Here is a 26,401-nt window from a genome sequence, read left to right as displayed (position 1 = left end):
GGATCCCAAGGATACCGTTTTGGCGATCCGGAGTCGTTGGTCGTCCTCGTTGGGATCCATTGCGGTGGATCCTGACCCAATCAAAGACGCTCGCTCAGCCGGTCGGCCGAGGTGCGTCGCAGGAGTGCAGCATGGCAAGCATCATCGGCGGCATCGGGACTTCGCATGTTCCCACCATCGGGGTGGCCTACGACAAGGGCAAGCAGCAGGATCCGATATGGAAGCCGCTGTTCGACGGCTACACGCCGGTCGCTGCCTGGCTGGCGCAACAGCGTGCCGACGTGCTGGTGTTCTTCTACAACGACCACTGCACCACGTTCTTCTTCGATCTGTATCCCACCTTCGCGCTGGGCGTGGGCGAGCGCTTTCCGGTGGCCGACGAGGGGGCCGGGTTGCGCAACCTGCCTCCGATCCGTGGCGACGTGCAGTTGCAGGCGCATATCGCCGAATGCCTGGTCAACGACGAATTCGACCTGACCGTGTTCCAGGACAAACCGATCGACCATGGCTGCGCCGCGCCGTTGCCGCTGCTGTGGCCACATGTTCCGGACTGGCCGGGCACGGTGGTTCCGATTGCCATCAATGTCTTGCAATATCCGCTGCCGACCGCGCGTCGCTGTTACCGGCTGGGCCAGGCCGTGCGCCGGGCGATCGAGTCGTATCCGCAGGATCTCAGGGTGGTGGTGGTCGGTACCGGCGGGCTGTCGCATCAGATCCACGGCGAACGCACCGGTTTCAACAACACCGAGTGGGACATGGAATTCCTGGATCGCTTCCAGCATGCCCCGGAAACGCTGACCGATCTCACCCACACCGACTATGTGCGCCTGGGCGGGGCCGAAAGCGTGGAGCAGATCATGTGGCTGGCCATGCGCGGCGCGCTGGATGGGCCGATCCGCAAGCTGCATCAGAACTACTACCTGATGACGACCACCGCGATGACCGTGGTGCTGTACGAGCCCGGCATCGAGTCCGCCGATGCGCCGCGCTCGGCCGAGCTGCTGGCACGCACCGCCGACGCGGCATGAGGAGAGGCAGATGAATCCGCAAGTAGACGGGATGGAGAAGATCGACGGCACCTACGTGTTCGATCTGCGCACCAGCAACCGCGCGCTGCGCCTCAATCGTTTCTTCTGGCACATGATCCGTGCCCCATGGCGCGACCGCTTCCTGCAGGACGCAGAAACCCTGATGCAGGAAGCCGAACTTACCGACGAGGAAAAGCAGTTAATCCGGGCGCGCGACTGGCTCGGCCTGGTGCAATATGGCGCCAACTTCTTCGTCATCGAGAAATTCGCCCGCGTGGTACGGATGACCAATCTCCAGGTCTACGCCATCATGCGCGGAGAAACCTTCGAACAATTCATGCAGACGCGGCGGGTTCCAGAAGCGCGCTGAGCTGCGCGCCCCGGCCGTCGGCCCGGGCGCCGTATTCCCGACTTCCCAACGTAAGGCCCACCCCCATGACCATGTCCTCCGTGTTCTTCGAACACCGCATCAAGGTCCGGCATCTACGTGTGATCGAGGCGCTGGACCGGCAAAAAAGCCTGCTCCGCGCCTCACGCGTCTTGAATGTCACCCAACCCGCGCTCACGCGCGCCTTGCAGGAGATCGAGGAGATCGTCGGCGCGCCCCTGTTCGAGCGCCATTCGCGTGGCGTGCGGCCCAATGCGATGGGCGAGGTGCTGGTGCAGACTGCGCACGTGGTGCTGGGCCAACTGCGCCGCGCGCAGGATACCTTCGAAGGCCTGCTGCAGGACGACGCGCTCACGATCACCGTAGGCGCGCTGCCGGTGGCCGCGAGCGGCCTGCTGCCCGCCGTACTGGCTGCCCTCTACCGCGCCGAACCCACGCTGCGCGTGCGCCTGCTGCATGGACGTACCGATGAGCTGCTGCCCAAGCTGGCGGGCAACGAAGTCGACCTGGTGGTCGGCCGGCTCTATCCGCTGGCCCGCTACGACGCCTTGGTTCGCAAGGTGCTGTACCAGGATCCCATCGCGCTGGTGGCGCGTAGCGATCACCCGTTGTTTGCCAATGGCCCGGTGCGGATTGCCGAAGCGGCGGCCTATCGGCAGGTGTTGCCGACGTTGAGCCAGCACGTGGAGCGCGACGTGGCGCAGGTCATGCGCGAACATGGGCTGGCCACGCGCGATCAGCTGCGTTCCAGCTCGGCCAGCTTCACCCGCGAGATCCTGCTCGGTACCGACAGCATCGCCGTGATGCCGAGCATGATGGTGGCCGGCGATATCGCACGTGGCGAGTTGCGTGCGTTTCAACTGCAGCAACCCTCGCAGGCGCGCGCCGGTGGGGTGATCTACCGCGACAGCAGCGCCATCCACAAGCCGGGCGTGCGCCTACTGATGCGCGAGCTGGAGCATCAGCTCGCGTTGATGGCCGAGCAGGGCGCGGTATGGGTGGACAACCAGGTTGGCGAAGACGACATCTTGCTGGACGCGTCCGCGTAAGCGGCGGTGTGGTCGGCGCGATGCCTCGGGCCAGCTCGACAGTTCGAGGCGAGCGTGTGCAGCAATCGGCCTGCCCACGCTTGCGGACCCGCCGATGCGATCAGGATTCACTCGCCAGTGCATCCCTCAGGCGCGCTTTCTGCAGTTTGCCGGTGGCGGTGCGCGGCAGTGCCTCGACCACGCGCAGGTGCTTGGGCACCTTGTACTTGGCCAGGCGCTCGATCAGATGGCTGCGGATCTGTTCCAGATCCAGCTCCTCGACGGCCGGCACGATCGCCAGGCAACCCACCTCTCCCCATTGCGGATCGGCCATGCCCACCACCGCGCATTCGCGGATCTGCGGGTGATCTGCCAACACTGCTTCGATCTCGGCGGGGTAGACGTTCTCGCCGCCGGAAATGAACATGTCCTTCTTGCGATCGACGACCCAGAAGAAGCCATCGGCATCGCGCCTGACGATATCGCCGGTGCGGAACCAGCCTTGCCCATCGCGCATCTCTGCCGTTGCCTGCGGGTCGCGCCAGTACCCCGGGCTGAGGTTGGGACCGCGCAGCAACAGCTCGCCGGGCGTGCCCGGAGGACACTCGTTTCCGTCGCCATCCACAACCCGGGTCTGTACCGTCGGCGATGAAATGCCGGTCGCACCGAGTTTGCTGCGGATCACCTCGCAGTCCACCGACATCCCGAACACCGTGCCGGCCTCGCTCATGCCGAAGCCGCAGACCATCGGGATGCCGTCTTCCAGCCAGCCCAGCAGATCGTCGCTGGCATGCGGCGCGCCACCGCTGACCAGCGCAGTGAGGTGACGCAACGAGGCAGGATCGAAGCCCGGCTGGGTGCGGAACGCCTGCATCATCTGCGGCACGCCGACATAGTGGGTGATCCCCAGCGCCGGATCGCCAAGCCATCCGAGCGTGCGTTCGGGTTCGAAACCGCTGGAGACCTGGATCGAGCCGCCGACCGCGAGCACCGGACGCACGTTGGTGGCCAGGCCGATGATGTGGAACATCGGCGCTTCGCACAAAAAACTGCTTCCCGCATCCACGCGCGTGGTGACGCCGAAGTTGTGCGCCACCTGCTGCAGGTTCTGTTCGCTGAGCATCACACCCTTGGGTTGGCCGGAAGTGCCCGAGGTGAACAGGATCAGGCTGACGCGTTCGGGTGGAATATAGGGTGTCTGGGCAGGCGTGAGCGCGCTGGCGCTATCGATGAAGTCGGCCAATGTCTCCACCTGTGCGCGTCCTGCGGCCACCTCGTCGCCCAGCAGCAGTCGCGGTTCTGCGCGTTGCAGCAGCGCGTCCAGTTCGTTGGCGCTCAGCCGCCAGTTGAGCGGGACATAGATCGCACCCACCCGTGCACAGGCGAAGTGCAGTGCCACCTGCCAGACCGAATTGCGCGCGATCACGGCGAGCCGTTCGCCGTCGACGCAGCCGCGCGTCTGCAGCAAGGCAGCCAGGCGGCCGATCAGGTCGTCCAGTTCGGCATACGTCCATTGCTGCTCCAGCAGCAGGTCGCGGGCGGCGAGCCGTCGTGGCGTGAGGCGGGCATGGAACGAGATCGAGTCGGTCGGCATGGTCATGACACTGTCTTCCGAGAGTGGAGTGGGGCGTGACGGTGGTGAGTGCGACGGTGACGGCAGAAGGTTTGCTTGCCTGGCTGACTGGCGGCGGTGACCCATTGATGCGTTATGGTCGATCTGCAGCAGGCATCGACCGACACCTCGCGCATCGCCACGCATCGCGCTTGCGTAAATGCGTTGGCAACGTGGCGATCCGCGACGGACTAGCGGAGATAGACGGTCTGGGTTTCGAGAAACGCTTGCAGTCCTTCGATGCCGCCTTCGCGGCCGATTCCTGAATGTTTGAAGCCGCCAAACGGCATGTCGATATCCACCCACATGCCATTGATCGCGTGGCTGCCGCTGCGTACGCGACGCGCGATGCGATACGCGCGATCCACATCTTCGCCATAGACGGTGCCGTGCAGGCCATAGTCGCTGGCATTGGCCTTGGCGATCATGTCGGCTTCGTCGTGATAGTCGATGAAGCTCACCACCGGGCCGAAGATTTCTTCGCGTGCGATGGTCATGTCCGGCGTGACCCCGGCAAAAACCGTCGGTTCGATGAAGAACCCGCGTGGCAGGTGCGCCGGGCGACCGCCGCCCATGATCAGGCGCGCGCCTTCGGCGCTGCCCTTGGCGATATAGGACTGCACGCGCTCCAGCTGTCTGCCCAATGCCAGCGGACCCATGCCGGTGTCGGCAGCGAACGGGTCGCCCAGCTTGAGTGCTCCCAGGGCCGCGCAATACGCTTGCAGGACTTCTTCGCGGCGTTGCACCGGCACCAGGACGCGGGTCAGCGAAAAACACACCTGGCCGGTGATCGGCATCGAGTAGGGCACCAGGCTGGGCAGCACCTTGGCCAGATCGGCGTCCTCGAGCACGATGGCAGCCGACTTGCCGCCCAGTTCCAGGCCGCATCGCGCCAGACGCTGCGCGCAGGCAATGCCGATCTGCCGTCCGGCCTGGGTGGAACCGGTAAAGCTGACCTTGTCCACCAGCGGGTGACGGATCAGCTGCTCGCCCACCTCGCGACCGCCCGGCACCAGGTTGAACACACCATCGGGGACGCCTGCGGCGCTGATGCACTCGGCCAGGATGTAGGCATCGATCGGGGTTTCCGGCGACGGCTTGGCCACCACGGTGCAGCCGGCGGCCAGCGCTGCGGCCACCTTGTAGCAAAGCAGTACCAGCGGTGCGTTCCAGGGCGTGATCGCCGCAACCACGCCCACCGGCTCCTGCACCACGTGCACCAGGCCGCCGTTGGCGCGGGCGCGCGATTCGACGAACGGGTGGGTCGCAATCAGATCGCCGTAGTAGTCGAACAGGCCGGGCGCCTGTTGCGATGCGCGACGACTGAAACCGATGGTGGCACCCACCTGCCCGGTCCAGGCCTCGGCCAGCTCCGGCAGGCGTGCGCGCAGCTGCTCGGCGACGCGTTTGAGCACGGCCCCGCGCTCGGCCGGCGACAGCCGCGGCCAGGGACCGCCATCGAAGGCGCGATGCGCGGCAGCCACGGCAGCCTCGACATCTGCAGGCGACGGCTCGGTGTAGCGCAGCAGGCGCTGCTCGGTATGCGGGGCGATCACATCGACAACGCGATCACCGTTACTGGCGCGCCACTGGCCATCGATGAACAGGCCATCGGGTCCACGTGCGGCGATCCCGCGCAGCGTAGCGTTTAAGGCTTCCATACTCCCTCCTCGGTGCAGAAAACCACTGGCAGCGCCAGCGATGCGTGGGATGCACGCATCGCGCCGGACGCAGCGGAAAGACTCAGGCGCGGTGTTTGGTCAGGTCGTATTCGCCCAGGCCGGGCTTGTAGCTCTTCTCGTCGATGAATTGACGGATGCCTTCCTTGCGCGCGTTGTTGTCGAAGGAGTTGGCCGCTTCCTGCATGCGCACCAGGTAATCCTCGGCTTCGTCGTAGGTCATGGTGCCCACGCGGCGGACCGCATCCTTGGCGTATTTCAGCGCCACCGGATTCTTGCGCAACAGCAGCTCGGCCACTTCGCGGGTGCGTGCTTCCAGGCGCTCCAGCGGCACGCTTTCGTTCACCAGACGCCAGTGGGCTGCCTTCTTGCCGTCGATCATTTCGCCGGTCAGCGTCATCCACATCGCATCGCGCATGGACAGCAGCTCCACCGCCACCTTGGTCACGCCGCCGCCGGGCAGGATGCCCCAATTGATTTCCGACAGGCCGAATTGCGCCTCATCGGCAGCGATGGCCAGGTCGCAGGCGAACAGCGGGCCGAAACCGCCGCCGAAGCACCAGCCGTTGACCATCGCGATGGTCGGCTTCTGATACCAGCGCAGCCGGCGGAACCAGCCATAGGATTCGCGTTGCGAGCGGCGCACGCCACGCAGGCCCTGCGCTTCGGTCTCGCGGAAGTATTCCTTCAGGTCCATGCCGGCCGACCAGGCCGTGCCTTCGCCACCCAGCACCAGCACGCCCACGTTGTCGTCGAATTCCAGCTCGTCCAGCACGTCCATCATGCGACGGTTGAGCGCCGGGCTCATCGCATTGCGCTTGTCGGGGCGTGCGAACTTCACCCAGGCGATGCGGTTTTCGATACGGACCGATACCACGTCATGCTCGTTCAAGCGGCGTCTCCTTCAAGTCGGGGGCTGCGGGGATCAGAACTCTTCGGCCAGCGCAGCGTCTGGAACGTTCGACCGCTCCAGGGTGGCGCTGTCGTTCAATTTGCACAGCAGGCGCAGCAGGGTTTGCTGCTCGCCTGCCTGCAGGCCGGTGCAGGTGCGCTCGACGGCACGCGCAAGGCAGTCCTGCGCCACGTCCAGGGTGCGTTGGCCATGCTTGGTCAGATACAGGCCCTTGCTGCGTCGGTCGCGGCCGGCCAGGCGTTCGATCAGACCCTGCTCTGCCAGGGCATTGGCGATCTTCATGCCGGCGGCACGGTTGACCAGCAGGCGGTTGCCGAGTTCGGTCTGGTCGCAGCCGGGCTGGTCGCGGATGTGGATCAACGCGGTGACGCGCGCGGGTGTGAGGCGTAGTTCGGCCAGTTCCTGGCGCGCGGCATGGCTGGACGCCAGTGCGGCCAATTGCAGTTGGTAGCCCAGGTCTGCGGCAAGTGTCGGGCGAGCGGTCATCGATCCATCCAGATTGTATCCGTTAAATACAATCTAGCCGACCGAAGCAGGCGCTGCAAGAGGTGCCGCCGTTAAAAAGCACCCGCCGGCGCGCGCCCGCGTGAGGCCATGGCGGGCGCGCGACCGCAGCTGACGGCGGATTTACTGGATCAGCCAGCCGGCCAGCTGTTCGCGGCTGAGATAGCCGCTGTGGCGGGTATCGAGCGCATCGAATTCATCGGCCAGTGCCGGGTTTGCCTGGGCTTCTGCGCGGCTGATGCGGCCATCTCCATCGGTGTCCATGGCCTGGAAATCGATGCGGTAGCTGCCGACCACGCTGCTGGGCTGGATCGAACGCACGATCACGCTGGACTGGCCGCGCGGGCGTTCGAGCTGGGTTTGGTGGGTGACCTCGCCTGCAGCCAGCGGCTGGGTGCGGATGGCGCTGGGCACATCGATCAGCGGCATGCTGCTGGCCGGCGTGGGTGCCTGCTGTGCGGAGGCCGCGCCGCAGATGAGCAACAGGGCAGCGAGTGTGGCGATACGACGGGTGGTCATCAGATCCCCCTGATGTGGAACAGCCCGTAAGGATAGAACGTGTGGGATGGATTGAGGGATGCCCGATGCCGGCGTTGCGGACGATCGGCGGCCCGGGCAGTGCCGGGTACGGCGTGGATGCGGCGCTGTAGTGGCGGCGTTGTCCGCCACGCCAGGACGACGGCACTCTGCCGCCGCCCTGCGCGCCGCTCAGCCGGGGATGAACGGAAACACGATCTTGAGCAATCCTTTCAGGCCACCTTCTGCCGTGCTGGCGACCGCCTTGGCGCCCAGGCTGTTGAGCGCGCGGCGCACATCCTCCCAGCGCAGTTGCGCGATGTCCTTCTTCAGCAGGTCGGCGACTTCTTCCGCGGTGGGCGTGAGTTTCTGCAGTTCGCGCACGGTGGCCTGCGGATCCGGCTGCAGGTATCCCCAGCGCTCGGCGATCTTCAGCAGCGTGTCGAAACGCACCGCGACCACTTCGCGATTGCGCTCGTAGACCGGCAGTGCGCCGACATCGAGAATGGCCTGCTCGAACTGCTGCGCGTCGTCGGGGTGTTCGATGCGCACGGCCAGGAACCCTTCCTTGCGGCTGCGCTCGCTGACGTGCTTGGCGCCGGAGCGCAGATTGTCTTCGGTGAGCACGTTGGCCACGATGCGCTGCATGGCCGCATCGCCTTCTTCGGGAACCAGCGCGCGCCAACGTGCGTAGCCATCGCGACGCAATGCCTTGACCTTGGCCGAGGTCACGCGCAACTGCAGCGCCACCGCGGCATTGGAGCTGTTGCGCGAGATGGCGCCGTCGCGTTCCAGCAGCACGAAGATCAGCAATTCCAGGTCGCGCTTGGTCAATGACTGGAACCCCTGCAACAGGGTCAGTCGCAGGAATTCGCTGCCGAAGGCGGCCGCGTCCTTGAGTTCGATCGGTTGCATGGGGAGTCCTCCACGGGTGACCTGCAGGATGCCAGGACGCTGTTGCGCGGCCTGAGAACCGATGCGACGCGCACAGCAATTTCAGCGTCCGGTTTCGCGCCCCGGGCGATCGGATCTGAACGTTTCAACTGCGCCCCGATCCTGCAACGTCACCACCACCTGCTTGCCATCGCTGCCGCCGAAGGCGAGGTTGCTGGCCTTGCGGCCCTTCAGCGCGATGGTGCGCAGCAACTTGCCGGCCGGCGACACCACGGCGATCTGCCCGGCGTCGTAACGGGCGATGTAGAGATTGCCGTCGGCATCGCAGCGCATGCCGTCCATGCCGAAATCGGGAAAGGCGATCAGCAGGCGCTTGTTGCGCAGGCTGCCGTCGTCCTGGCGGTCGTAGACCCACACCTTGCGCGACATGCTTTCGTTGACGTACAGATGCTTGCCGTCGGGGCTGACGTCGAGCCCGTTGGGTGTGGTCATGCCGGCTTCCAGCAAACGCACCGCGCCGGTGCGGCTGATGTGCCACAGGCGCCCGCTGTTGTCCTTCCAGTTCGGATCGCTGGCGTAGAAGCTGCCATCGGGCGCAAGCGCCAGATCGTTGGGGCCATCGGCCTCGGGAAGCGAAGCGAAGGTGCTGACCGCCCGTGTCTTCAGATCCACCCGCAGTAAGGCGTGACCGGTGTAGTCGGCCACGTACATCACCCCGTCGCGGAAGCGGATGCCATTGCCGGTGCTGCCCGCCGGCAGGGTGAGGAAGACGTCGGCCTTCGCGCTGCCATCGGCGTGCAGGGTGATGCGCGCGATGGTGCCGTCCTTGCCCAGGTTGACGGCATAGAGCGCGCCATCCGGGCCGAAGGCGGGACCCTCGGCATTGTGGGTGAAGGCGCCATCGCCGATCAGGTCGCGCGCGACGAATGGCGTGTCGGCAGCGATGGCGAGCGAACTGGACAGCAGCAAGGCCAGCGGCAAGAGGCAAAGGCGGGTAACGGCGTTCATGCAACACGCTCCGGATGGGATCGCCAGCAGTGTGCCAGAACGTGCGTAGCAGCCATGGCGGTGATCACGCGCGATCAAGTAAGGTGCGCGGGCAGTGTTGCAGTAGCGCGGCAGCATGAGCCTGGAGCGATCGGCGATCGGCGATCGGTAGTGCTGGTCGGCTTGATGATTCGAAGACATGCCCCTGTCACGCGCGACTCGCGACAGGCGTTACGCCGGTCTGATGCTGCCTGCGCGCCCTGGTCGCCACTCTTACTTGAAGGAGGTTTGCATGTCCGTGGAATCCTTGACACGTCGCCGCCTGCTTGCCGCCTTCGGCAGTGCAGGCATCCTGCTCGGCGCACCCGCATGGGCACTGCCGAAGAAAAAGCCTGGAAAGCCGCTCAATGTCGCGTTGGCGGGTCTGGGCAGTTATGCCAGCGAACAACTCGCCCCGGGCCTGGCCCTGACCAAGCATTGCAAGCTGGCGGGCATCGTCACTGGCACGCCGTCGAAGATTCCGCAGTGGCAGTCCAAGTACGGCATTGCCGATCGCAACGTCTACAACTACGAGAATTTCGACCGCATTGCCGACAACGACGACATCGATGTGGTGTATGTCGTCACGCCGACCCATCTGCATGCGCCATTGACATTGCGCGCGGCCGCGGCTGGCAAGCATGTCTGGTGCGAAAAGCCGATGGCCATGCATGCGGGCGAATGCGAGGCGATGATCGCTGCCTGCAAGCGCAACAAGGTGGCGCTGACGATCGGCTATCGCATGCAGCATGAGCCCAATACGCGACGGTTGATTGCGATGGCCGGCGAAAAGCCGTTCGGTGCGATGCAGCGTGTGCGTGCCGAGGCCGGCTACAACGGCTACCGCGATACCACCAAGGCCGATCGGCCGTGGCGCCTGCGTTCGCAGTTCGGTGGCGGTGCGATGTACGACATGGGGGTGTATCCGCTCAATGCCGCGCGTTACACCGTGGGTGCCGAACCGCTGGCGGTGACCGCCAAGCGCTGGACCGACCGTCCCGAGCTATTCGACGAAGTGGACGAGCATATGGACTTCACGCTGGAGTTCCCCAACGACGTGCGTGCGCAATGCAAGACCAGCTTCGGCGCAAACATGAACGTGCTGCGCGCCGAGTGCGAACGTGGCTGGTACGAGCTATCGCCGTTCCAGAGCTACCAGGGCGTGACCGGCAAGGCCAGCGATGGCCGCGTGTTCGATGCCAAGGTGCCGCACCAGCAGGCGCTGCAGATGGACGAGGACGCACTGGCGATCATGAATGGCACGCCGCTGCGCGCGCCCGGCGAAGAAGGACTGCGCGACATCCGCATCGTCGATGCGATCTACCGCTCCGCGCGGGAAGGCAGCAAACGCATCGTGCTCTAAGTCAGCCGGTTCCGGCGGCCAGGTGCCGCCGGAACCGTCGAAACAGCAGGCAATGGCCAGGGCCGCCGGGCATGGCAGCACACAGCGGCAACAGGCAGCGGGACTGTGGAGCGAACAAGCGGCCAACGAGCCGCACATACCACGCCTGCAATGATTCTCCCTCCACGCCGCAGGCGCGCTTCAAACGCTCAGAGCATCGCTGTGCAGGAATGATGCAAACGGTCAGTGAACGTCGCGCGGTGGTTGAAGGAATCGACGGCAGCACATACAGCCGAGCCGGCCAACCGCTTTTACGAATCCCAACTCCCAATTCCCAAATCTCGATTCCCGATTCCCGATTCCCAGCCTCATTCCCGCATTGCCAGCACCGTGATCTCTTCCCGATCGTGATACAGCTGCTTGGCACGCACGGTCAGCGATTTTTCGGCCTGCTGTTCGAACAGGTCCAGGCACAGCCGGGTCTCGTCCCAGCGTTTTTTCATCGGGAGTTTGAGGTTGAAGATGGTGTGGCGGCACCAGCCTTCGCGCACCCAGGTGGCCATGCGCTCGGCAACGCGGCGCGGTTGCTCCACCATGTCGCAGACCATCCAGTCCAGCGGTTGCGCCGGCTTCCAATGAAAGCCGTCCGCACGCAGGTGCTCGACCAGGCCGGTGGCCAGCACGTGCTCGCGCAACGGGCCGTTGTCCACGCTGGTGACGTGTACATGCTGGCGCGTCAGCACCCAAGTCCAGCCGCCGGGGGCGGCGCCCAGATCGGCGGCACGCATGCCGGGTTTGACCAGGCGCTCGCGTTCTTCGGATGTGAGCAGGGTCAGCAGTGCTTCGTCGAGCTTGAGCGCCGAGCGCGACGGTGCTTCGGGTAGCAGTTTCAGGCGGGGAATCCCCAGTGGCCACGGGGCGCTGTCGTCGGCATCGGCCACTGCCAGCAGTGCGTGGTCGCCATCCAGAAAGCACACATGCAGGCGCGGTAGCCGCGCCTGCGGCTTGTCGGTCAACAGGCCGGCCTTGCGCAGTGCCGGACGCAGTGCGTTACCGAAGCTGCGCGCCAGCCCCGCCAGCGGTTTGCCGGCATCCGAATCCGGATGCTCCACCCACAGATCGCCAAAGCGCGATTGCCCATCCAGCGCGGCCAGGATCGGTGCAATGCGGTCGGTGGGATCGATGCCCTTGAGTTCGGCAAGCACGACCAGTTTCTGGCGCGCGAAGATCAGCTCGCGCCACTGCAGCCTGGCAGCCAGTTGCGCCGCGGCGTCGCAGACGAACAGCACATAGCCGTCGTTGCGCTGGGTGCGCGCATAGCCGGCAATGCCGACGAATGCCGCGCGCGCGCTCAGTTCGGCCGCCAGCTCAGGTTCGAAGCCCTGGCGGCAATAACAGAGAAGCCCGCTCATCGCGGCGCGCCCGGTGAGCGGTCAATAACGATCACCGCCGCCCTCGCCGTAGCTGCGCAGCACCGCGCAGGCCTGTTCGCGCTGCACATCGCGCACCACCTCGATGCCACGGCGGGTCAGTTCGCCCACCCAGTCGGTGGGCAGTGGGCCTTCGTCGAATTCGGTCAATGCCATCACGTCTTCGGCGCGGGCGCCGATCAGCAGACGATCGATGCCGGCCCATACCGTGGCGCCATAGCACTGGCAGCACGGCTGCGCGGAGGTGGCCAGCGTGATCGGCGACAGCACATCGTTCAGGCGAGGCGTCTGCAGGCGCTGCTGCGCCAGCATGTAGGCCATGTTCTCGGCATGCGCCAGCGAGGTGGTCTGCGGCACCACCCGGTTCACCGCGGCCGCGACGATGTGATGATCCGGCCCGAACACCACCGCGCCGAACGGACCGCCACTGCGGGCTTCCACATTCATCCGCGACAGCGCGATGGCCAGCGCCACCTTGTCGTCGTCGCCGGGATAGGCGCGGCTGGCATCCACGAAGTCATGGATCCAGGCGGGCAGGGTGAGGTGGACTTGCGCGTAGAGCATCACTGGACGACCGGTAGCGGAGAAGAAGCCAAGCGGCGCAGTGTATCGGCCCGGGCGCGGCGCGCAAAACGCCGCCGCAGGCGGATCTGAATGCGGCTAGCTGTGATCTCTCAGTAGGTTGTTCATCCGGGGCCGATCTGGAAGATGGGGGTTACCACACCAACCCAGCCCCCAGGAGCCCCGGATGAACCTGCATAAACATGCCCGTTTGACGCCGCGAGGTCGAGCCTTGCTCGTGCAGCGCATCGTGGAGCACGGCTTGCGAGTGGAAGAGGCCGCGCACGCCAGTGGCGTGAGCGTGCGGACCGCCTACAAGTGGCTGGCGCGCTACCGCCTGCTGGGAGAGGACGGCCTGCAGGACCGTTCTTCGCGCCCTCAACACTGTCCGCATGCCACGCCGCCGGAACTGGTCGAGCAGATCCTGCAGCAACGCCGACAACGCGCCACCTATTGGCAGATCGCCACCCACCTGAACGTGGGCCACAGCACCATCGCGCGCATCGTGCGCCGTGCCGGCCTGCATCGCCTGGCCGAACTGGAACCCAAGCCCCCTGTCGTGCGCTACCAATACCCCCAGCCTGGCGGCATGTTGCATCTGGACATCAAAAAGCTCGGGCGCTTCCAGCAAGCCGGCCATCGCGTCACGGGGGACCGTACCCAGACCAGCCGAGGCGCCGGATGGGAGTATGTCCATGTCGCCATCGACGATCACTCCCGCGTTGCCTTTACCAGCCTGCATCCAGATGAGTGCGGTGTTAGTGCCTGCCGGGCGTTGATCGCCGCATTGCGCTACTACCGTAGCCTGGGCGTGACCTTCCAGCGGGTGTTGACCGACAACGGCGCCTGCTATCGCTCCAAGGCCTTCGCCCGCACCATCTGGCGCCTCAACCTCAGGCACTACCGCACCCGCCCCTATACCCCACGCACCAACGGCAAGGCAGAACGCTTCATCCAGACGGCATTGCGTGAGTGGGCTTATGCCCACCGCTACGACAACTCCGAGCAACGTGCCGCGCACCTATTGCCCTGGCTCCATCACTACAACTGGCATCGGCCCCATGCCAGTCTCGGAAAACGCCCCCCCATCTCCCGCATCCACATTCCACTGAACAACGTGGTGGGTTTACACAGCTAGCGCCGGCGGTCGTCCGGCGTGCTCAGGCGGCGTCGTGGCGGCGCGTCGCGCGCAGGCGCGCCGCCAGGCGCGCATAGTCGTCTCATGACGAGGGATCTACTTTGCAGCGCATTGGCCGGATACGCACTGGCAGGCGCTGATCTCGCGGAAACCGCAGACGTTCATCATGCCGCTGGACTGGCATTGCGCCATCACGCCTTTCGGGTCGGTCGGGCTGTTGACGTTGACGCAGGCTGGGTAGGCGCCGCAACAGTTGCCGACGTTCTTCACCGCGCAATCGGCGTCGACCTTGCAGGTGGTGACGACGGTGATCGGCTTGGCGGTTGCCGGCGGCGTGGCCGCGTCGGTTGGCGGTGCGGCCACACAGCCGATCAGAAAGACCGACGCCATCAGCAACAGACTGCTCAGATACCAGGACAAGGCTCGGGACATGCGGTTGCTCCGATCATGACAGGTGAATGGTCATGGTAAGCCTTTGGATGCGCTGCGTGCGGCACCCCGAGCTGCAGTCGCGTCGCCCAATCCGATGCAGTCGGAGCCGCGCTGGCCGTGGGCAGCGCCAGGGTGCGGCCGGGGCGCTGGCTGCGCTGTGGTAGTGGATGCCGGGGCGGAGACGTTGTTGCGATAGAAGCGCGTGGTGGAGGCGGCGAGCAGGCCGACATGCAGGTCCAGAGCGAAAATTTCGCTCCATACAGGGCCCAAGGCCCTGATCCTGGGCGGCACGTGGCGGCATTCCACCCGATGCGCACTGCAATCCAGAGGCGATGACACGCCAGTGGTCGTGGTCAAGTCGCTTCCGCATGCAGTGCTGCGCACCACAGCACGCCGATCAGCAGGCAGGCGATCGCGGCAAGTTCCAGCGGCGTGGGCAGCCGCATTTCCCAGGCGAATCCGTAGATCAGCGCAAATACCGTTTCGAACACGATCATCTGCCCCACCAAGGTCAGTGGCAGCACGCGGCTCGCGCGGTTCCACAGCGCATTGCCGATGACCGAGGCCAGGATGCCCAGCAACAGCGAGATACCCCAGAAGCCGGCCCAGTCGATCGGTGCATGGGTGGCGCTGCCGATCAGTGCCGCCGGCGCCAGCAGTGCCGCCAGCGCCCCGGTCACCACACCGGTCAGCAGCGACCAGTCGCCGCCGGAGAGATCGGGGCGGCGCCGCAACCATCGCGCATTGGCGATCGAGTACGCCGACCACGAGACCAGGGCGCCCACGGCGCATAGCAGCCCGGCAATGCGGGTGAGACGATCGCCAGCCTGCTGTCCGGAGTCGTCGTGTACGGTGTCCAGCGCCACCAAGGCCACGCCGATGACGCAGAGCACGCATGGTGCGGCGAGCCGCCGCAGGTGCACCGCGCCCGCCGCGCGCGTGCCGATCACGGTCACCACCACTGGCAACAGGCCGATGATCAGCGCAGTGGCGGCGCTGCCGGCCCACTGCACGGCACTGCCCAGCAGCACGTAATAGACCAGATTGCCCATCAGGCTCAGGCGCACCAGCGCCCACCACTCGGCGCGGCCCAGGCGGGCGGCGGTGAGGCGCGCACGTGGGGCCAGGACCAGTGCGGCCACCACGCCATAGGACAGGTAGCGGGCCACCGCCAGCTGCATCGGCGTGAATGCAGACAACAGTTGCGGTGCCAGGAACACCAGCCCCCACAGCGCGCCCGCGCCAATGCCGCAGGCGACGCCCATCGTCAAACGTTCACGCATCGCGCCTCTCCCTGCCTGTCATGCCCGGCAGCGTGCAGTGCGGCCGCGGGATGAGCAAGCTTGGCAGGTGGACATGCAGTGCCGGCGCTGCAGCAGTGCAGGCCTCACGACCATAGGGCGATCATGGCTGCGCAGGCGGGCCGGAACTCGACGCCGCCATCGATACGAGCGTGCACGCAGCGGGCGAGCCATCCTGCGCCATCGAAACATTTGACATACCGGCCACGCCACACCGTGCGGTGGACGCGGCCGCTGCATCCTTGGGCACTACGTGGCCCAGGTGTCGCGCAAGGTCACACTGCGGTTGAACACCGGCGTTGCTGCGCTGTGGTCACGGCGGTCGGCGACGAAATAGCCGGTGCGCTCGAACTGGAACGCCTGTTCCGGCGCAGCCTGCGCGGCAGACGGCTCCACATAGCCGCGCACGCTGCGCTTGGACGCGGGGTTGAGATAGTCGCGGTAGGTCTTGCCTTCGGATTCGTCGTCGGGCTTTTCCACCGAGAACAGGCGGTCGTAGAGGCGGATTTCCGCTTCCACCGCATGCGCGGCGCTGACCCAATGGATGGTGCCCTTGACCTTGCGGTTGGCGCCCTCCATGCCCGGACGCGATTCCGGATCCAGCCAGCCGCGCAGTTCGACGATCTGCCCGTCAGCGTCCTTGATGACCTCATCCACGCGCGCAATGCCGGCGCCGCGCAGACGGACTTCGCCGCCCGGCACCAGACGCTTCCAGCCCTTGGGCGGAACTTCGGCGAAATCCTCGCGCTCGATCCACAGCTCGCGTGCGAACGGCACCTCGCGCGTGCCGAAGCTCTCGTCCTTGGGGTGGTTGGAAAACTGCAACGTCTCGGTGTGGCCGTCCGGCAGGTTGGTCAGCACCAGCTTGAGCGGCTCGATCACCGCCATGCGGCGCGCCGCGGCGGCATCCAGATCCTCGCGCAGGCAGCCTTCCAGCACCGAGAAATCGATCAGCGAGTTCTGCTTGCTGATGCCTACGCGATCCACGAACAGCCGCATCGCCTCCGGCGTGTAGCCGCGGCGGCGCAGGCCCTGCAGCGTGTACATGCGCGGGTCGTCCCAGCCGTCCACCAGCCGTTCTTCCACCAGCGCGGTGAGCTTGCGCTTGCTCATCACCGTGTAGTTGATGTTCAGGCGCGAAAACTCGATCTGGCGCGGCTTGGCGGCTTCGCGCGGCAGGCCCTTGTCCAGCAATGGCTGCAGCAGTTCCGGGTGACCGGCCAGGTCCACCTTGTCCACGCACCAGTCGTACAACGGGCGATGGTCTTCGAATTCCAGCGTGCACAACGAGTGGGTGATGCCTTCCACCGCATCGCCCAGCGAATGGGCGAAGTCGTACATCGGGTAGATCGGCCAGGCGTTGCCGGTGTTCTGGTGCTCCACATGCTTGATGCGGTACAGCGCCGGGTCGCGCAGGTTGATGTTGCCGCTGGCCATGTCGATCCTGGCGCGTAGCGTGCGTGCGCCATCGGGGAACTCGCCCGCGCGCATGCGCCGGAACAGGTCCAGGTTTTCGTCCACGCTGCGCTCGCGGTACGGCGAGTTGCGGCCCGGTTCGGTGAGCGTGCCGCGGTACTCGCGCACCTGCTCGGCAGAGAGGTCGCAGACGAAGGCATGGCCGTCGCGGATCAGTTTTTCCGCGGCCAGGTAATACACCTCGAAGTAGTCCGAGGCATGGCGCAGCTGCGCCCACTCATAGCCCAGCCAGCGCACGTCGTCCTGGATGGCGACCACGAACTCGGGGTCTTCCTTGGCCGGGTTGGTGTCGTCCAGGCGCAGGTTGCACAGCCCGCCGAACTCGGCTGCCAGGCCGAAGTCCAGGCAGATCGCCTTGGCGTGGCCAATGTGCAGGTAGCCGTTGGGCTCGGGCGGAAAGCGCGTGCGGATGACCGTGTGCTTGCCGCTGGCCAGGTCCTCGCGAACGATCTGGCGGATGAAGTCTTTCTTCTCCGCCGGGGCGGTGGCGTCGGTGACTGGGATCTCGGACATGCGGGGCATCGGCAATAGGTAAACCGCAAGTTTAGGCGGTGGCACCGGTTAGGGGTAGGCGGCCGGCCCGGGGATGGGGCGGCAAGCCTGATCGGGCGAGTCCCGAGCATCTCCGGGTGCGCCGGAGAATCCGCCGTTGCAGGGATCCCCCTGCGCTTGCGCGCCGCCGCCGGCCTCATCGCGCGATGGTCACGTGCGGGCGTGGCCGGTCTGACGGCGCTGGCGACAACCGGCCGCCCCGCGTACGCTGCGCCGACCCCGTCAGGAGCGCGCCCCGCATGCCATTGCCCCGCCTGGTGATCGGCGACAAGACCCTGTCTTCCTGGTCGTTACGGCCGTGGTTGCTGTTGCGGCATTTCAGGATTCCATTCGAGGAAGTCTGCCTGCCGCTCGATACGCCCGAATTCCAGGCGCGTATCGTCGGCTACTCGCCTACCGGCAAGGTGCCGGTGTTGTGGGACGATGCCCTGCACGTGTGGGACTCGCTGGCGATCTGCGAATACGTCAACGAGCGTTGGCTGGACGGGCGCGGCTGGCCGGCCGATCTGGCGGTGTGCGCGCAGGCGCGTGCGGCCGCAGCCGAGATGCATGCAGGCTTTGCCGCCTTGCGCAGCCAGTTGCCGATGGATCTCGCCCGCGCGCCAGGCCCGGCGCAATGGGATGCCGCGGCCGAGCGCGACATCACCCGCATCCAGACGCTGTGGGCCAGCCTGCGCGCCGAGCATGGCCATGCAGGAAGTTTCCTGTGCGGTGACTTCGGTATCGTCGATGCGATGTACGCGCCGGTGGCGCTGCGCTTTGCCAGCTATGGCGTGCCGCTGTTCGAAGCGGCCGGCGATTATCTGGCCGCGCTGGACGCACTGCCGGCGCTGCGCGAGTGGCGCCATGGAGCAGAGCGCGAACGCGCGGGGCGCGGCTGATGCAGATCGCCTATCGCGCCAGCCACATCATCGATGCGCATCTGGCCAAACATGCACTGGAAGATGCTGGCATCACCGCCTTCGTGTTCGGCGAATCGCTGCTGGGCGGTGCCGGCGAATTGCCGGCCTTCGGCGTGCTACAGGTCTGCGTGGCCGACGCGCACCTGGGCCAGGCCCAGGCGGTGCTGGCCGAGATCGGCCTGTGCGGGCAGGTCACCCGCGCGCTGTAGGGCTGAAGCTGCCCAGCGCCAGTCGCAGGAGTGCACCCAGGCGCGATGAAGCCTTGCCGATAAACGCCACGTCGCGCCCAGGTGCGCTCCTGCGATGCCCAGACATCATTCCGGCTGACGCCATCCAGGCAGCACGGTGTCTGGCGCGGCCAGTGCGCGCAGGCGTTTGAACAGCACGGTGGTTTCGGCCACGTTCCACACCCGTAGCGCCACCTCGAAGGTGTCCAGCGGTTTGGTCAGGAAGTCCTTGGCACCCAGGCCCAGGGCGCGATGACGTGCGCTACGGCTGGGGTCGGCGGTGAGCACGATCACCGGCAGGAAGCGGCCGGGGTCGGACAGCCGCGCCAGCTGTTCCAGCAATGCATAGCCGTCCAGCTCCGGCATCTTCAGATCCAGCAGGATCAGATCCGGCGCGAACGCCGACACCAGCCCCATCACGCGCAGCGGGTCGGTGGTGGCGATGACCTGCTGGAAGCCTTCGCGCTGCAGCAGGTCCTCCAGCAGCCGCACATTGGCCGGCTCGTCGTCGACGATGAGGATGCGGGAGCCGAGGATATCGTCGCGTGTCATGCCAGCAACCTGTCGAGTACGGTGAAGAATTCCGCCACGTCCAGCGGTTTGGTCAGGTAGGCGCGTACGCCCTGGTCGCCCACCCGCGCCAGCGTGGCGCGGGTGGCATCGGCGCTGATCACCACCACCGGCAGCTGCGCGGTAGCCGGTTGCGCCTGCAGCTCGCGCAACAGTTCCTCGCCGTTGCCGTCGCTCAGGTGCAGGTCCAGCAAAATCAGGTCCGGCAAGCCGTGCTGCAGCAGCTCGCGCGCCTGCGCCAGGCTGGCCGCCTCCAGCAGCTGCCATTGCGGGCGGCGCTCGGTCAGCGTGCGGATCAGGGCCTGGTTGGACGGGTTGTCTTCGATGCTCAGCAAGCGACACACGCCGCTGCCGCTGCTACTGGGCGGCAACAGCGTGCGCGCCGGTTCGCTGCGCTGCGGCTCGCCCTGCGGCAGCGAGATCCAGAAGCGCGCGCCATCGCGGCTGCTGTCCACACCGATCTGCCCGCCCATCGCCTCGATCAGCTTCTTGCTCAGCGCCAGCCCCAGGCCGGTACCTTCCACCGCCGAACGCTCGGCGCCCAGCCGCTCGAACGGGGTGAACAGGCGCTCGATCTGCGGTGGTGTCAGCCCCTGGCCCTGATCGGCCACGGTGATGCGCACCTGCCCGCCATCGGCCTGCGCGCTCACCTGCACATGGCCGCCGGGGCGATTGAACTTGACGGCATTGGACAGCAGGTTGAGCAAGACCTGACGCAGCCGCTGGGCATCGGCGCGTACCGTCCACGCGCCCTCGATGGCCGGCGGCTGCAGGTGGATGCCATGCTTTTCGGCATCCGGTGCGATCAGGCCCAGCGCTTCGTGCACAGCCGCGTCCACTGCAACCGGCTCCGGGCTCAGATCCAGCTGATCGGCCTCGATACGCGCAATGTCCAGCAGTTCGGTGATCAACCCGAGCAGATGGCGGCCGGCGCCGAGAATGTGCTGCAGATGGCGACGGTGCCCGGGTTCGGGCAGGTCCATGTCCAGCACCTGCGCGTAGCCCAGGATCGCATTGAGCGGCGTGCGTAGTTCGTGGCTGCTGCGTGAGAGGAATTCGGTCTTGGCGCGGTTGGCCGTTTCCGCCTCGCTTCGCGCGAGCTGGGCTTCGGCTGCGCGGGCGGCCAGCAGTTCGCTGGCCTGTGCCAGGCGCTGCCCGACCTGGCCCAGTTCATCGCCGGCACGGGGCTGCGGGTCCAGCGGCAGGCCTTCGCCGAGCCGGTCGGCATTGGCGGCCAGCGTGCGCAGGCGCCCGGACAGCGCCGAGGCGAACCAGGCCACTGCAAAGACCGCACCCAGGCCACCAAGCATGGCCGCGCTCAGGGTGATGATCAGATTGCGCTGCCGCAAGCCCTGCGCCTTGGCGGTGCGTACTTGCAACTGCGCCGTCTCGTAATCGCGCAGCTCGCGCAGTTCTGCGCGCAGAATGTCGAGCTTGTACTTGCCGTCCCACAGCTGGCGGATCTCCTCTTCGCGGCTCAGGTCCGGCGCCAGCAGGCGACGCCAGCCCTGCATCTTCTCGGCGAACAACGGTTTGATGCGCGCAAAACGCTTGGCCTGCACTGGGTCGGTGATGCGCTTGGAAAGCCGGTCGGCCACCGGCTGCAGGCGCGGCTCTGCATAGCGGTACGGAGCGAGGAATTCATCGCGGCGCACCAGCCGGTAGCCGCGCACGCCGGCCGCGGTTTCGGCCAGAAGCGCATGCGCCTCGTACAGGTCGCTCAGCACTTCCAGCGTGCGGCGCACATCGTTTTCGGCGGCGATGTTCTGCCGCTCCACGCTGTAGATCGCCATCAGTGCCACGGCCAGCAACAGCAACGGCAGGGTGACCACCGCCAGGCTCTTGCGGGTGATTGGCCAATCGTTCCAACGCACCGCCATTGTAGTCATAGCGCGAGTCCGGCTTGAACCGCGTACACCGCGGCCTGGGTGCGATCTTTTACCTCAAGTTTCTGCAGGATGCGCTCCACATGCACTTTCACCGTGCCCGGAGAAATCCCCAGTTCAGCTGCGAGGCCGGCATTGGTAAGCCCGCGCGGAAGCAACGAAAGCACCTGCTTTTCGCGTTTGCTCAGCGCATTGAGGCGGTCGTCCTGCGGTGATTTGCGCCGGCGCGTGGCGATCGGCCTGGCGGGTTCGGCCACCATCGCCGGCAACAATAACGCGAAGGCCTGCAGTGCCTGCACGTCGTCGTTGCCGGGGGCGGGGCGATGGTCGTGCCACGCCACGCACAGCATGCCGTGGGTGGTGCCCAGCGCATGGACAGGCACCCTGGCCTCGCGCAGATCGGCCGGCCGCGGGGGCATCAGCCAGCTCGCCTCGTGGCTGTCCCCTGCAGCGCTGGCGCCGGGGGGCAGGGCCAGGCCGCGGCTGGCCAGCAGCTGCACGCGCGGGCCGCGTTGCGCCAGCACCGCGCCGTGCTCCAGCCCCAGCAGCGCCAGCACACGTCCCAGCACCGCATCGCAGGCCTGTTCGCAGGTCTGCGTATGGCGCAATGCCACGGCCGCCTCCCAGAGCGCCTGCCAACGCGCGCCGTCGGAGGCCTCGCGCCGCAGGGCCTGCCGCCAATCGCCTGCACTGATAGGGGTATCCATTGGGTTCCTCTAGGCCGATCAGCATATTTGAGTATATGCCAGTCGGCGGAATTGTTGGGGCTGCTCGATGTCGATACTGGGCTCGCCCTCCGAGGCACCCCCCAACAATCCACAAGGAGATTCCACATGCGTCGCACACTGTCTTCCTTGGTTCTGGCTCTGGCTGCCACCCCGGCCCTGGCTGGCGGCGTGATGCACTACACCGACAAGGCCAAGTTGCCGGCCGGCGGCGAAGAGCGCGAAGTCGCCGCGCTGTTCGATACCTGGAACGCCGCCCTGGCGTCGGGTGACCCGGAAAAGGTGGCCGACCTGTACGCGCCCGATGGCGTGCTGCTGCCGACGGTGTCCAACGAGGTGCGCGCTTCGCGCGAGCAGATCGAAAAGTACTTCGAGATGTTCCTGACCAAGAAGCCAAAGGGCGTGGTCAACTACCGCACCGTGCGCGTGCTCGATGACGACAGCGCGGTGGATGCCGGCGTGTACACCTTCACGCTGACCGACAAGAACGGCAAGACGAGCGATGTGCAGGCGCGCTACACCTTCGTGTACGAAAAGCGCGACGGCAAGTGGCTGATCATCAATCACCACAGCTCGGCGATGCCGGAAGTGGATACGCGCGCGGCCGTCGCCAAGACCAAGTAAGTGCCGTGCAAGGCGGCGTGCGCCGGCCGGGAAGGCTTGAAAGCCGCTCCGGCCGGCGCCATCCAGCAGGCAATCCTTACGATTGCGGAGTTGCACCATGCTGGGAATCGGCGCCTTCAAACAACGCATGCCACGTCCGGGCGAAGCACTGCCCGGGCGCGAGCAAGCGCTACCGCTGCACAACACGCACGTGATCCATGGGCATCCGTTGCGTGGCGACTTCACTGACCTGGCCCAGGTGCAGTTCGGTCTGGGTTGCTTCTGGGGCGCAGAACGCAAGTTCTGGAGCGTGCCAGGGGTGTACACCACGGCAGTGGGTTATGCCGGTGGCCAGACGCCCAATGCTACCTATGGCGAAGTGTGTTCCGGGCAGACCGGGCATACCGAAGCGGTGCTGGTGGTGTACGACGAAGCGTCGGTGCCGTTTGCGCAGTTGCTGCGCACGTTCTGGGAAAGCCACGACCCCACCCAGGGCATGCAACAGGGCAACGACGTCGGCACGCAATACCGCTCGGCCATCTACTGCACGACGCAGGAGCAATACGACGCGGCGCTTGCCAGCCGCGATGCCTACCAGCAGCAGCTGACCGCGGCGGGGTATGGCGCCATCACCACGGAGATCCGTTTCCCGGCACCGACGTTCTACTACGCCGAAGACGATCACCAGCAATACCTCGCCAAGCATCCCAATGGGTATTGCGGGCTTGGCGGAACGGGAGTGAGCTGCCCGATCGGGCTGGATGCCTGACGGAAAGGCGGGCCGGATTGAAACGCTGCTAACCACGTGATCGTGGCAGCGCGCCGATGGCCAATAGTGACCGGCAGCGTTATCACGATCAGGCAGCGCATGGGAGTGCATGCCAGGCAACTTGAATGGCTACGTCGGAGACGACGTGGCCATCTTTTTTTCCAGTCAACGGGCGTTGCAGTCGAGACATCGGCAGCGTGGCCTGGCCGTTTCGCTGCAGCGCCGGGGCGCCGACTGCATGGGCTGCGTCAGACGAATTCGCCGGCAAACATGCCGCGCAGCTGCGCGAGCGTATCGGTGCGTTCCGGATGCAGCAGACGCATGCAGGCCAGCGCGAATCCCACCGGGCTGGTGCCGGGTGCGGTGATCACGCTGTCGGCGGTCACGACTTTTTCGTGCCGGAACTGCTGGGCACCCGCGTACGGCACCACGTTTTCCTGCAGAAAGGCCAGCGAGTTGCTGGTGTGGGCGCGTTCGTCGAGCAGGCCGGCGTAGGCCAGTGCGAGGGTGGCGCCGCAGATCGCCGCGACCGGGCGCTGCTGTTGGACGCGTTCGACCAGCAAGCCGCTCAGGCCCGGGATCTCGCCGGCCTGCCAACGCTCGCTGCCGGGCAGGATCCACAGATCCGCCTCCAGCGGCGTAAGATCCGAGAGGGCGAAGTCCGGCGTGATCCGCAGCCCGCCGATGGACTGTACCGGCTGGCCATCGATGCTGGCGATGGCCACCTGGTCGCCGAACCATTCGCGCGCCGCTGGCAGCACCACGCCGATCTCCCAGTCGGCCACGCCGTCGACCATCACCACTGCAATGTTTGCCATCGTCCGCTACGCCAGTTGAGGTATCCGGATTCTAGGCACTGCGCGCGTGGCGATTGTAAGCAGGGTGTGGAGACCGGCAGGTGGAGCGGCGGGCATCGCGGCCTCCCTCGGCTGCTCGAACGCGGGGCCTGTGAGATACGCGGGGTCGTGGCGAATGGCAACCTGGCGCGAGGCGCAGTGTCGATCCAGCTCCGTCCCGTTAGCTGCTTTCCCTCGAGCGACAGCACGGGTCAGCGCTGGACACGGGCGTGAAGCACCGGCAGCGACGTGCGGGCGCTGCATCGGATGCGCGGGCTGCCGGGTCCGATCAGGCGTGAACACCGCAGTGCGATCTCCGCGGCATCTCCGAAAACGACAACGCCCGCAGCATCGGCTGCGGGCGTGGATGGTCGCATCTGTTCGCTGCGGCGATCAGCCGGCCAGCTTGTCGGCGATGGTCTTGCGCAGGGCCTGCAGGTCCTTGGCGAAGGTTTCGATGCCGCCGGCCAGCTTTTCGGTGGCCATCGCATCGCCGGCCAGGTCGGTGGCGAAGCTGTCGGCATTGATCGGGGTGATCTGCGCATTGTCGGCCTGCGCAGGGGAGAGCTTGCGCGGCAGCTCGCCGTGTTCGGCGTCGAGCTTTTCCAGCAGGTCCGGGGAGATGGTCAGGCGGTCGCAGCCGGCCAGCGCCTCGATCTGCGCGGTGGAACGGAACGAGGCGCCCATCACCACGGTGGACGACCCACGGCGCTTGAACGCGTCGTACACGGTGCGCACGAATACCACGCCCGGGTCTTCATCGATGCTGGACGGGGTCTGGCCGTGGGCGACGTAGTAATCCAGGATACGGCCCACGAACGGGGAGATCAGGAACACGCCGGCCTCGGCGCAGGCCAGTGCCTGGGAGTGGTTGAAGATCAGCGTCAGGTTGCAGTCGATGCCTTCGCGCTGCAGCTGGCGCGCGGCTTCGATCCCTTCCCAGGTGGCGGCGATCTTGATCAGGATCTTGTCCTTGGGCACGCCGCGCTCGGCGTACATCGCGATGAACTTGCGCGCCTTGGCGATGGTGGCCTGGGTGTCGTGGGCCAGATCGGCGTCGACTTCGGTGGACACGCGCCCGGGGACCAGTTCGGCCAGTTTGACGCCTACGCCGATGGTCAGGCGGTCGGCCACCTCGTGGACGGTGGCGGTGCGGTCGTCGCCGCCATGCTCGCGGCCCCAGGCCAGCTCGCGCTCGATCAGGTCGGCATAGACCGGCAGGTCCAGCGCCTTTTTGACCAGGGTGGGATTGGTGGTGCAGTCGACCGGCTTCAGGCGCTTGATGGCGTCGTAATCGCCGGTGTCGGCGACCACCACGGACAGCTCGCGCAGTTGGGCCAGCTTGGAGGGGGATGCAGTCATGCGGGTTCTCTCGAATCGTGGAACGGGTCGGGGATGGCGCAGCGCGCTACGTTAGCGCGCCGCGCGCTGGAAGTCGCCCGCGGCGGCGGACTGAGCGTGCACGGCCTGCACGCGCAGGCGCAGATTGCGCCCGTCCGGCGTGCGCCAGTCGATGCTCTGGCCGACCGACAGGCCCAATAGCGCGCTGCCGACCGGTGCCAGCACCGAGATGCGGCCCTGCTGGATATCGGCCTCCTGCGGGTACACGAGGGTTAGCGTATGCCGTTCGCCGTGCAACTGGTCTTCGCATTCGATGCGCGAGTGCATGGTGACGACATCGCCGGGAAGTTGGTCGGGCGGCAGCACGCGTGCGCGGCCCAATTCATCGCTCAGCGCAGTGGCGGCGGGATGCTTGTTGAACGCGGGGGAATCGAGCAAGGCCTCCAGCCGGGCGAGGTCGTGGCTGGAGACAAGGATGGATGGCGGCAAGCCGCTGTGGTGTTGCGAGGTCATGGCACTCTCCTGACGAGTACGGCCCGCCCGAATGGCAGGCAGCATGGTCAAGATGAGGGCGCCCCGGATCGTTCGCAATGCAGCGCCTGAAGAATGCTCGCCTGCAATGCCGCAAGCAGCGACGATCGTCGCTGAGCCCGCTGCAGGAGCGGCGCCGTACGCAATCGACCACCAGATCCGGATGGCAAGTCCAAGCGAGTGGCGCGAAC

The 26,401-nt window shown here is 66.2% G+C and carries 27 protein-coding genes; 9 read left to right on the top strand and 18 right to left on the bottom strand.

From position 1 onward, the window contains the following. The first annotated feature begins 131 nt into the window (after positions 1 to 131). From ACCQ05_RS17055 to ACCQ05_RS17045, 3 genes are all read left to right on the top strand, one after another. Positions 132 to 1,028 (top strand): gallate dioxygenase, encoded by an 897-nt coding sequence (locus tag ACCQ05_RS17055; RefSeq protein WP_104541571.1) that lies wholly within the window; start codon positions 132 to 134, stop codon positions 1,026 to 1,028. Between the two features lie 10 nt (positions 1,029 to 1,038). Next, positions 1,039 to 1,398, top strand: coding sequence for a protocatechuate 3,4-dioxygenase (locus ACCQ05_RS17050; protein WP_372391669.1), 360 nt, complete (start codon positions 1,039 to 1,041; stop codon positions 1,396 to 1,398). 65 nt (positions 1,399 to 1,463) lie between these two features. Next, positions 1,464 to 2,465: a LysR substrate-binding domain-containing protein gene (locus ACCQ05_RS17045; protein WP_104541575.1), complete on the top strand. Its 1,002-nt coding sequence runs from the start codon at positions 1,464 to 1,466 to the stop codon at positions 2,463 to 2,465. 100 nt (positions 2,466 to 2,565) lie between these two features. Here ACCQ05_RS17045 and ACCQ05_RS17040 read toward each other — a convergent pair whose 3' ends face one another. The 7 genes from ACCQ05_RS17040 to ACCQ05_RS17010 all read right to left on the bottom strand — a co-directional run bounded on the left by ACCQ05_RS17040 (position 2,566) and on the right by ACCQ05_RS17010 (position 9,570). Further along, positions 2,566 to 4,044, bottom strand: a complete 1,479-nt coding sequence (locus tag ACCQ05_RS17040) for an AMP-binding protein (protein ID WP_228961170.1) — start codon at positions 4,042 to 4,044, stop codon at positions 2,566 to 2,568. Between the two features lie 203 nt (positions 4,045 to 4,247). After that, positions 4,248 to 5,717 carry an aldehyde dehydrogenase gene (locus ACCQ05_RS17035; protein ID WP_228961171.1) on the bottom strand — a complete coding sequence of 490 codons (1,470 nt, stop codon included), beginning with the start codon at positions 5,715 to 5,717 and terminating at the stop codon, positions 4,248 to 4,250. Between the two features lie 82 nt (positions 5,718 to 5,799). Then, a complete protein-coding gene (locus ACCQ05_RS17030) occupies positions 5,800 to 6,627 on the bottom strand; it encodes a p-hydroxycinnamoyl CoA hydratase/lyase (RefSeq protein ID WP_104541581.1) in 828 nt (275 codons plus the stop codon). 33 nt (positions 6,628 to 6,660) lie between these two features. Next, positions 6,661 to 7,134 (bottom strand): MarR family winged helix-turn-helix transcriptional regulator, encoded by a 474-nt coding sequence (locus ACCQ05_RS17025; protein ID WP_104541583.1) that lies wholly within the window; start codon positions 7,132 to 7,134, stop codon positions 6,661 to 6,663. Between the two features lie 141 nt (positions 7,135 to 7,275). Then, positions 7,276 to 7,671, bottom strand: a complete 396-nt coding sequence (locus ACCQ05_RS17020; RefSeq protein ID WP_372391668.1) for an EF-hand domain-containing protein — start codon at positions 7,669 to 7,671, stop codon at positions 7,276 to 7,278. A gap of 189 nt (positions 7,672 to 7,860) precedes the next feature. Further along, positions 7,861 to 8,583: a hypothetical protein gene (locus tag ACCQ05_RS17015; protein WP_104541584.1), complete on the bottom strand. Its 723-nt coding sequence runs from the start codon at positions 8,581 to 8,583 to the stop codon at positions 7,861 to 7,863. Positions 8,584 to 8,664: 81 nt separating this feature from the next. Next, the gene (locus ACCQ05_RS17010; RefSeq protein WP_372391667.1) at positions 8,665 to 9,570 is read right to left on the bottom strand and encodes an SMP-30/gluconolactonase/LRE family protein; all 906 of its coding nucleotides are present in this window, start codon (positions 9,568 to 9,570) and stop codon (positions 8,665 to 8,667) included. Positions 9,571 to 9,841: 271 nt separating this feature from the next. On the opposite strand from ACCQ05_RS17010, the gene ACCQ05_RS17005 reads away from it, so the two are divergent. Beyond that, a complete protein-coding gene (locus tag ACCQ05_RS17005; protein ID WP_372391665.1) occupies positions 9,842 to 10,951 on the top strand; it encodes a Gfo/Idh/MocA family protein in 1,110 nt (369 codons plus the stop codon). Positions 10,952 to 11,298: 347 nt separating this feature from the next. Here the strand turns inward: ACCQ05_RS17005 and rlmM are convergent, their stop codons facing one another. Continuing rightward, entirely contained in the window at positions 11,299 to 12,342 is a 1,044-nt protein-coding gene (rlmM, locus tag ACCQ05_RS17000) for a 23S rRNA (cytidine(2498)-2'-O)-methyltransferase RlmM (RefSeq protein ID WP_372391663.1), read from the bottom strand. A gap of 21 nt (positions 12,343 to 12,363) precedes the next feature. After that, positions 12,364 to 12,924 (bottom strand): nucleoside deaminase, encoded by a 561-nt coding sequence (locus tag ACCQ05_RS16995; RefSeq protein WP_104541591.1) that lies wholly within the window; start codon positions 12,922 to 12,924, stop codon positions 12,364 to 12,366. Positions 12,925 to 13,108: 184 nt separating this feature from the next. Between ACCQ05_RS16995 and ACCQ05_RS16990 the strand changes: the two genes are divergently transcribed. After that, complete coding sequence (locus tag ACCQ05_RS16990) at positions 13,109 to 14,059, top strand: IS481 family transposase (RefSeq protein WP_506191528.1); 951 nt, start codon at positions 13,109 to 13,111, stop codon at positions 14,057 to 14,059. Positions 14,060 to 14,155: 96 nt separating this feature from the next. On the opposite strand, the gene ACCQ05_RS16985 is transcribed toward ACCQ05_RS16990, so the two are convergent. From ACCQ05_RS16985 to ACCQ05_RS16975, 3 genes are all read right to left on the bottom strand, one after another. Continuing rightward, on the bottom strand, positions 14,156 to 14,491 hold the full coding sequence (locus tag ACCQ05_RS16985; RefSeq protein ID WP_104541593.1) for a hypothetical protein: 336 nt from the start codon (positions 14,489 to 14,491) through the stop codon (positions 14,156 to 14,158). A 353-nt stretch (positions 14,492 to 14,844) separates the two neighbouring features. Continuing rightward, positions 14,845 to 15,774: a DMT family transporter gene (locus ACCQ05_RS16980; protein WP_372391662.1), complete on the bottom strand. Its 930-nt coding sequence runs from the start codon at positions 15,772 to 15,774 to the stop codon at positions 14,845 to 14,847. Between the two features lie 267 nt (positions 15,775 to 16,041). Beyond that, positions 16,042 to 17,781 carry a glutamine--tRNA ligase/YqeY domain fusion protein gene (locus ACCQ05_RS16975; protein ID WP_372391661.1) on the bottom strand — a complete coding sequence of 580 codons (1,740 nt, stop codon included), beginning with the start codon at positions 17,779 to 17,781 and terminating at the stop codon, positions 16,042 to 16,044. A gap of 278 nt (positions 17,782 to 18,059) precedes the next feature. Between ACCQ05_RS16975 and ACCQ05_RS16970 the strand changes: the two genes are divergently transcribed. Next, entirely contained in the window at positions 18,060 to 18,701 is a 642-nt protein-coding gene (locus ACCQ05_RS16970) for a glutathione S-transferase family protein (protein WP_372391660.1), read from the top strand. After that, positions 18,701 to 18,931, top strand: a complete 231-nt coding sequence (locus tag ACCQ05_RS16965; protein WP_228964605.1) for a putative signal transducing protein — start codon at positions 18,701 to 18,703, stop codon at positions 18,929 to 18,931. Before ACCQ05_RS16970 ends, ACCQ05_RS16965 begins: the two co-directional genes overlap by 1 nt. A gap of 105 nt (positions 18,932 to 19,036) precedes the next feature. Here ACCQ05_RS16965 and ACCQ05_RS16960 read toward each other — a convergent pair whose 3' ends face one another. From ACCQ05_RS16960 to ACCQ05_RS16950, 3 genes are read right to left on the bottom strand one after another with little or no spacing between them, the layout of a single operon-like run. After that, a complete protein-coding gene (locus ACCQ05_RS16960) occupies positions 19,037 to 19,501 on the bottom strand; it encodes a response regulator (RefSeq protein WP_372391659.1) in 465 nt (154 codons plus the stop codon). Further along, positions 19,498 to 21,408 (bottom strand): hybrid sensor histidine kinase/response regulator, encoded by a 1,911-nt coding sequence (locus ACCQ05_RS16955; protein ID WP_372391658.1) that lies wholly within the window; start codon positions 21,406 to 21,408, stop codon positions 19,498 to 19,500. The genes ACCQ05_RS16960 and ACCQ05_RS16955 overlap by 4 nt, the downstream gene beginning before the upstream one ends. Next, entirely contained in the window at positions 21,405 to 22,112 is a 708-nt protein-coding gene (locus tag ACCQ05_RS16950; protein WP_372391657.1) for a helix-turn-helix transcriptional regulator, read from the bottom strand. The genes ACCQ05_RS16955 and ACCQ05_RS16950 overlap by 4 nt, the downstream gene beginning before the upstream one ends. Before the next feature lie 126 nt (positions 22,113 to 22,238). Here ACCQ05_RS16950 and ACCQ05_RS16945 point away from each other — a divergent pair, with 126 nt between their 5' ends. Then, positions 22,239 to 22,754, top strand: coding sequence for an SgcJ/EcaC family oxidoreductase (locus ACCQ05_RS16945; protein ID WP_372391656.1), 516 nt, complete (start codon positions 22,239 to 22,241; stop codon positions 22,752 to 22,754). A gap of 97 nt (positions 22,755 to 22,851) precedes the next feature. After that, positions 22,852 to 23,502 carry a peptide-methionine (S)-S-oxide reductase MsrA gene (gene msrA / locus ACCQ05_RS16940; RefSeq protein ID WP_372391655.1) on the top strand — a complete coding sequence of 217 codons (651 nt, stop codon included), beginning with the start codon at positions 22,852 to 22,854 and terminating at the stop codon, positions 23,500 to 23,502. Between the two features lie 248 nt (positions 23,503 to 23,750). On the opposite strand, the gene ACCQ05_RS16935 is transcribed toward msrA, so the two are convergent. The 3 genes from ACCQ05_RS16935 to rnk form a co-directional block, all read right to left on the bottom strand. Further along, positions 23,751 to 24,320, bottom strand: coding sequence for a type 1 glutamine amidotransferase family protein (locus tag ACCQ05_RS16935; RefSeq protein WP_372391653.1), 570 nt, complete (start codon positions 24,318 to 24,320; stop codon positions 23,751 to 23,753). Positions 24,321 to 24,731: 411 nt separating this feature from the next. Further along, a complete protein-coding gene (gene tal / locus ACCQ05_RS16930) occupies positions 24,732 to 25,700 on the bottom strand; it encodes a transaldolase (RefSeq protein ID WP_372391651.1) in 969 nt (322 codons plus the stop codon). Between the two features lie 51 nt (positions 25,701 to 25,751). Next, positions 25,752 to 26,192, bottom strand: a complete 441-nt coding sequence (gene rnk / locus ACCQ05_RS16925) for a nucleoside diphosphate kinase regulator (protein ID WP_104544282.1) — start codon at positions 26,190 to 26,192, stop codon at positions 25,752 to 25,754. Between the last annotated feature and the right edge of the window lie 209 nt (positions 26,193 to 26,401).

The sequence above is a fragment of the Xanthomonas sp. NCPPB 3582 genome, assembly GCF_041475735.2.
Taxonomy (GTDB): Bacteria; Pseudomonadota; Gammaproteobacteria; order Xanthomonadales; family Xanthomonadaceae; genus Xanthomonas; species Xanthomonas codiaei.
Note: the sequence above shows the minus strand (reverse complement) of the source record. Positions and strands in the feature narration are given on the sequence as shown.

Coding starts and splice junctions, on each gene's coding strand:
- ACCQ05_RS16935 (WP_372391653.1), bottom strand. CDS start 24,320: ATGGCAAACATTGCAGTGGTGATGGTCGACGGCGTGGCCGACTGGGAG.
- ACCQ05_RS16955 (WP_372391658.1), bottom strand. CDS start 21,408: ATGACTACAATGGCGGTGCGTTGGAACGATTGGCCAATCACCCGCAAG.
- ACCQ05_RS17040 (WP_228961170.1), bottom strand. CDS start 4,044: ATGACCATGCCGACCGACTCGATCTCGTTCCATGCCCGCCTCACGCCA.
- ACCQ05_RS16990 (WP_506191528.1), top strand. CDS start 13,109: ATGAACCTGCATAAACATGCCCGTTTGACGCCGCGAGGTCGAGCCTTG.
- ACCQ05_RS16980 (WP_372391662.1), bottom strand. CDS start 15,774: ATGCGTGAACGTTTGACGATGGGCGTCGCCTGCGGCATTGGCGCGGGC.
- ACCQ05_RS17020 (WP_372391668.1), bottom strand. CDS start 7,671: ATGACCACCCGTCGTATCGCCACACTCGCTGCCCTGTTGCTCATCTGC.
- ACCQ05_RS16945 (WP_372391656.1), top strand. CDS start 22,239: ATGCGTCGCACACTGTCTTCCTTGGTTCTGGCTCTGGCTGCCACCCCG.
- tal (WP_372391651.1), bottom strand. CDS start 25,700: ATGACTGCATCCCCCTCCAAGCTGGCCCAACTGCGCGAGCTGTCCGTG.
- rnk (WP_104544282.1), bottom strand. CDS start 26,192: ATGACCTCGCAACACCACAGCGGCTTGCCGCCATCCATCCTTGTCTCC.
- ACCQ05_RS16950 (WP_372391657.1), bottom strand. CDS start 22,112: ATGGATACCCCTATCAGTGCAGGCGATTGGCGGCAGGCCCTGCGGCGC.
- ACCQ05_RS16975 (WP_372391661.1), bottom strand. CDS start 17,781: ATGTCCGAGATCCCAGTCACCGACGCCACCGCCCCGGCGGAGAAGAAA.
- ACCQ05_RS17005 (WP_372391665.1), top strand. CDS start 9,842: ATGTCCGTGGAATCCTTGACACGTCGCCGCCTGCTTGCCGCCTTCGGC.
- ACCQ05_RS16965 (WP_228964605.1), top strand. CDS start 18,701: ATGCAGATCGCCTATCGCGCCAGCCACATCATCGATGCGCATCTGGCC.
- ACCQ05_RS17015 (WP_104541584.1), bottom strand. CDS start 8,583: ATGCAACCGATCGAACTCAAGGACGCGGCCGCCTTCGGCAGCGAATTC.
- msrA (WP_372391655.1), top strand. CDS start 22,852: ATGCTGGGAATCGGCGCCTTCAAACAACGCATGCCACGTCCGGGCGAA.
- ACCQ05_RS16995 (WP_104541591.1), bottom strand. CDS start 12,924: ATGCTCTACGCGCAAGTCCACCTCACCCTGCCCGCCTGGATCCATGAC.
- ACCQ05_RS17055 (WP_104541571.1), top strand. CDS start 132: ATGGCAAGCATCATCGGCGGCATCGGGACTTCGCATGTTCCCACCATC.
- ACCQ05_RS16970 (WP_372391660.1), top strand. CDS start 18,060: ATGCCATTGCCCCGCCTGGTGATCGGCGACAAGACCCTGTCTTCCTGG.
- ACCQ05_RS16985 (WP_104541593.1), bottom strand. CDS start 14,491: ATGTCCCGAGCCTTGTCCTGGTATCTGAGCAGTCTGTTGCTGATGGCG.
- ACCQ05_RS16960 (WP_372391659.1), bottom strand. CDS start 19,501: ATGACACGCGACGATATCCTCGGCTCCCGCATCCTCATCGTCGACGAC.
- ACCQ05_RS17050 (WP_372391669.1), top strand. CDS start 1,039: ATGAATCCGCAAGTAGACGGGATGGAGAAGATCGACGGCACCTACGTG.
- rlmM (WP_372391663.1), bottom strand. CDS start 12,342: ATGAGCGGGCTTCTCTGTTATTGCCGCCAGGGCTTCGAACCTGAGCTG.
- ACCQ05_RS17035 (WP_228961171.1), bottom strand. CDS start 5,717: ATGGAAGCCTTAAACGCTACGCTGCGCGGGATCGCCGCACGTGGACCC.
- ACCQ05_RS17045 (WP_104541575.1), top strand. CDS start 1,464: ATGACCATGTCCTCCGTGTTCTTCGAACACCGCATCAAGGTCCGGCAT.
- ACCQ05_RS17025 (WP_104541583.1), bottom strand. CDS start 7,134: ATGACCGCTCGCCCGACACTTGCCGCAGACCTGGGCTACCAACTGCAA.
- ACCQ05_RS17010 (WP_372391667.1), bottom strand. CDS start 9,570: ATGAACGCCGTTACCCGCCTTTGCCTCTTGCCGCTGGCCTTGCTGCTG.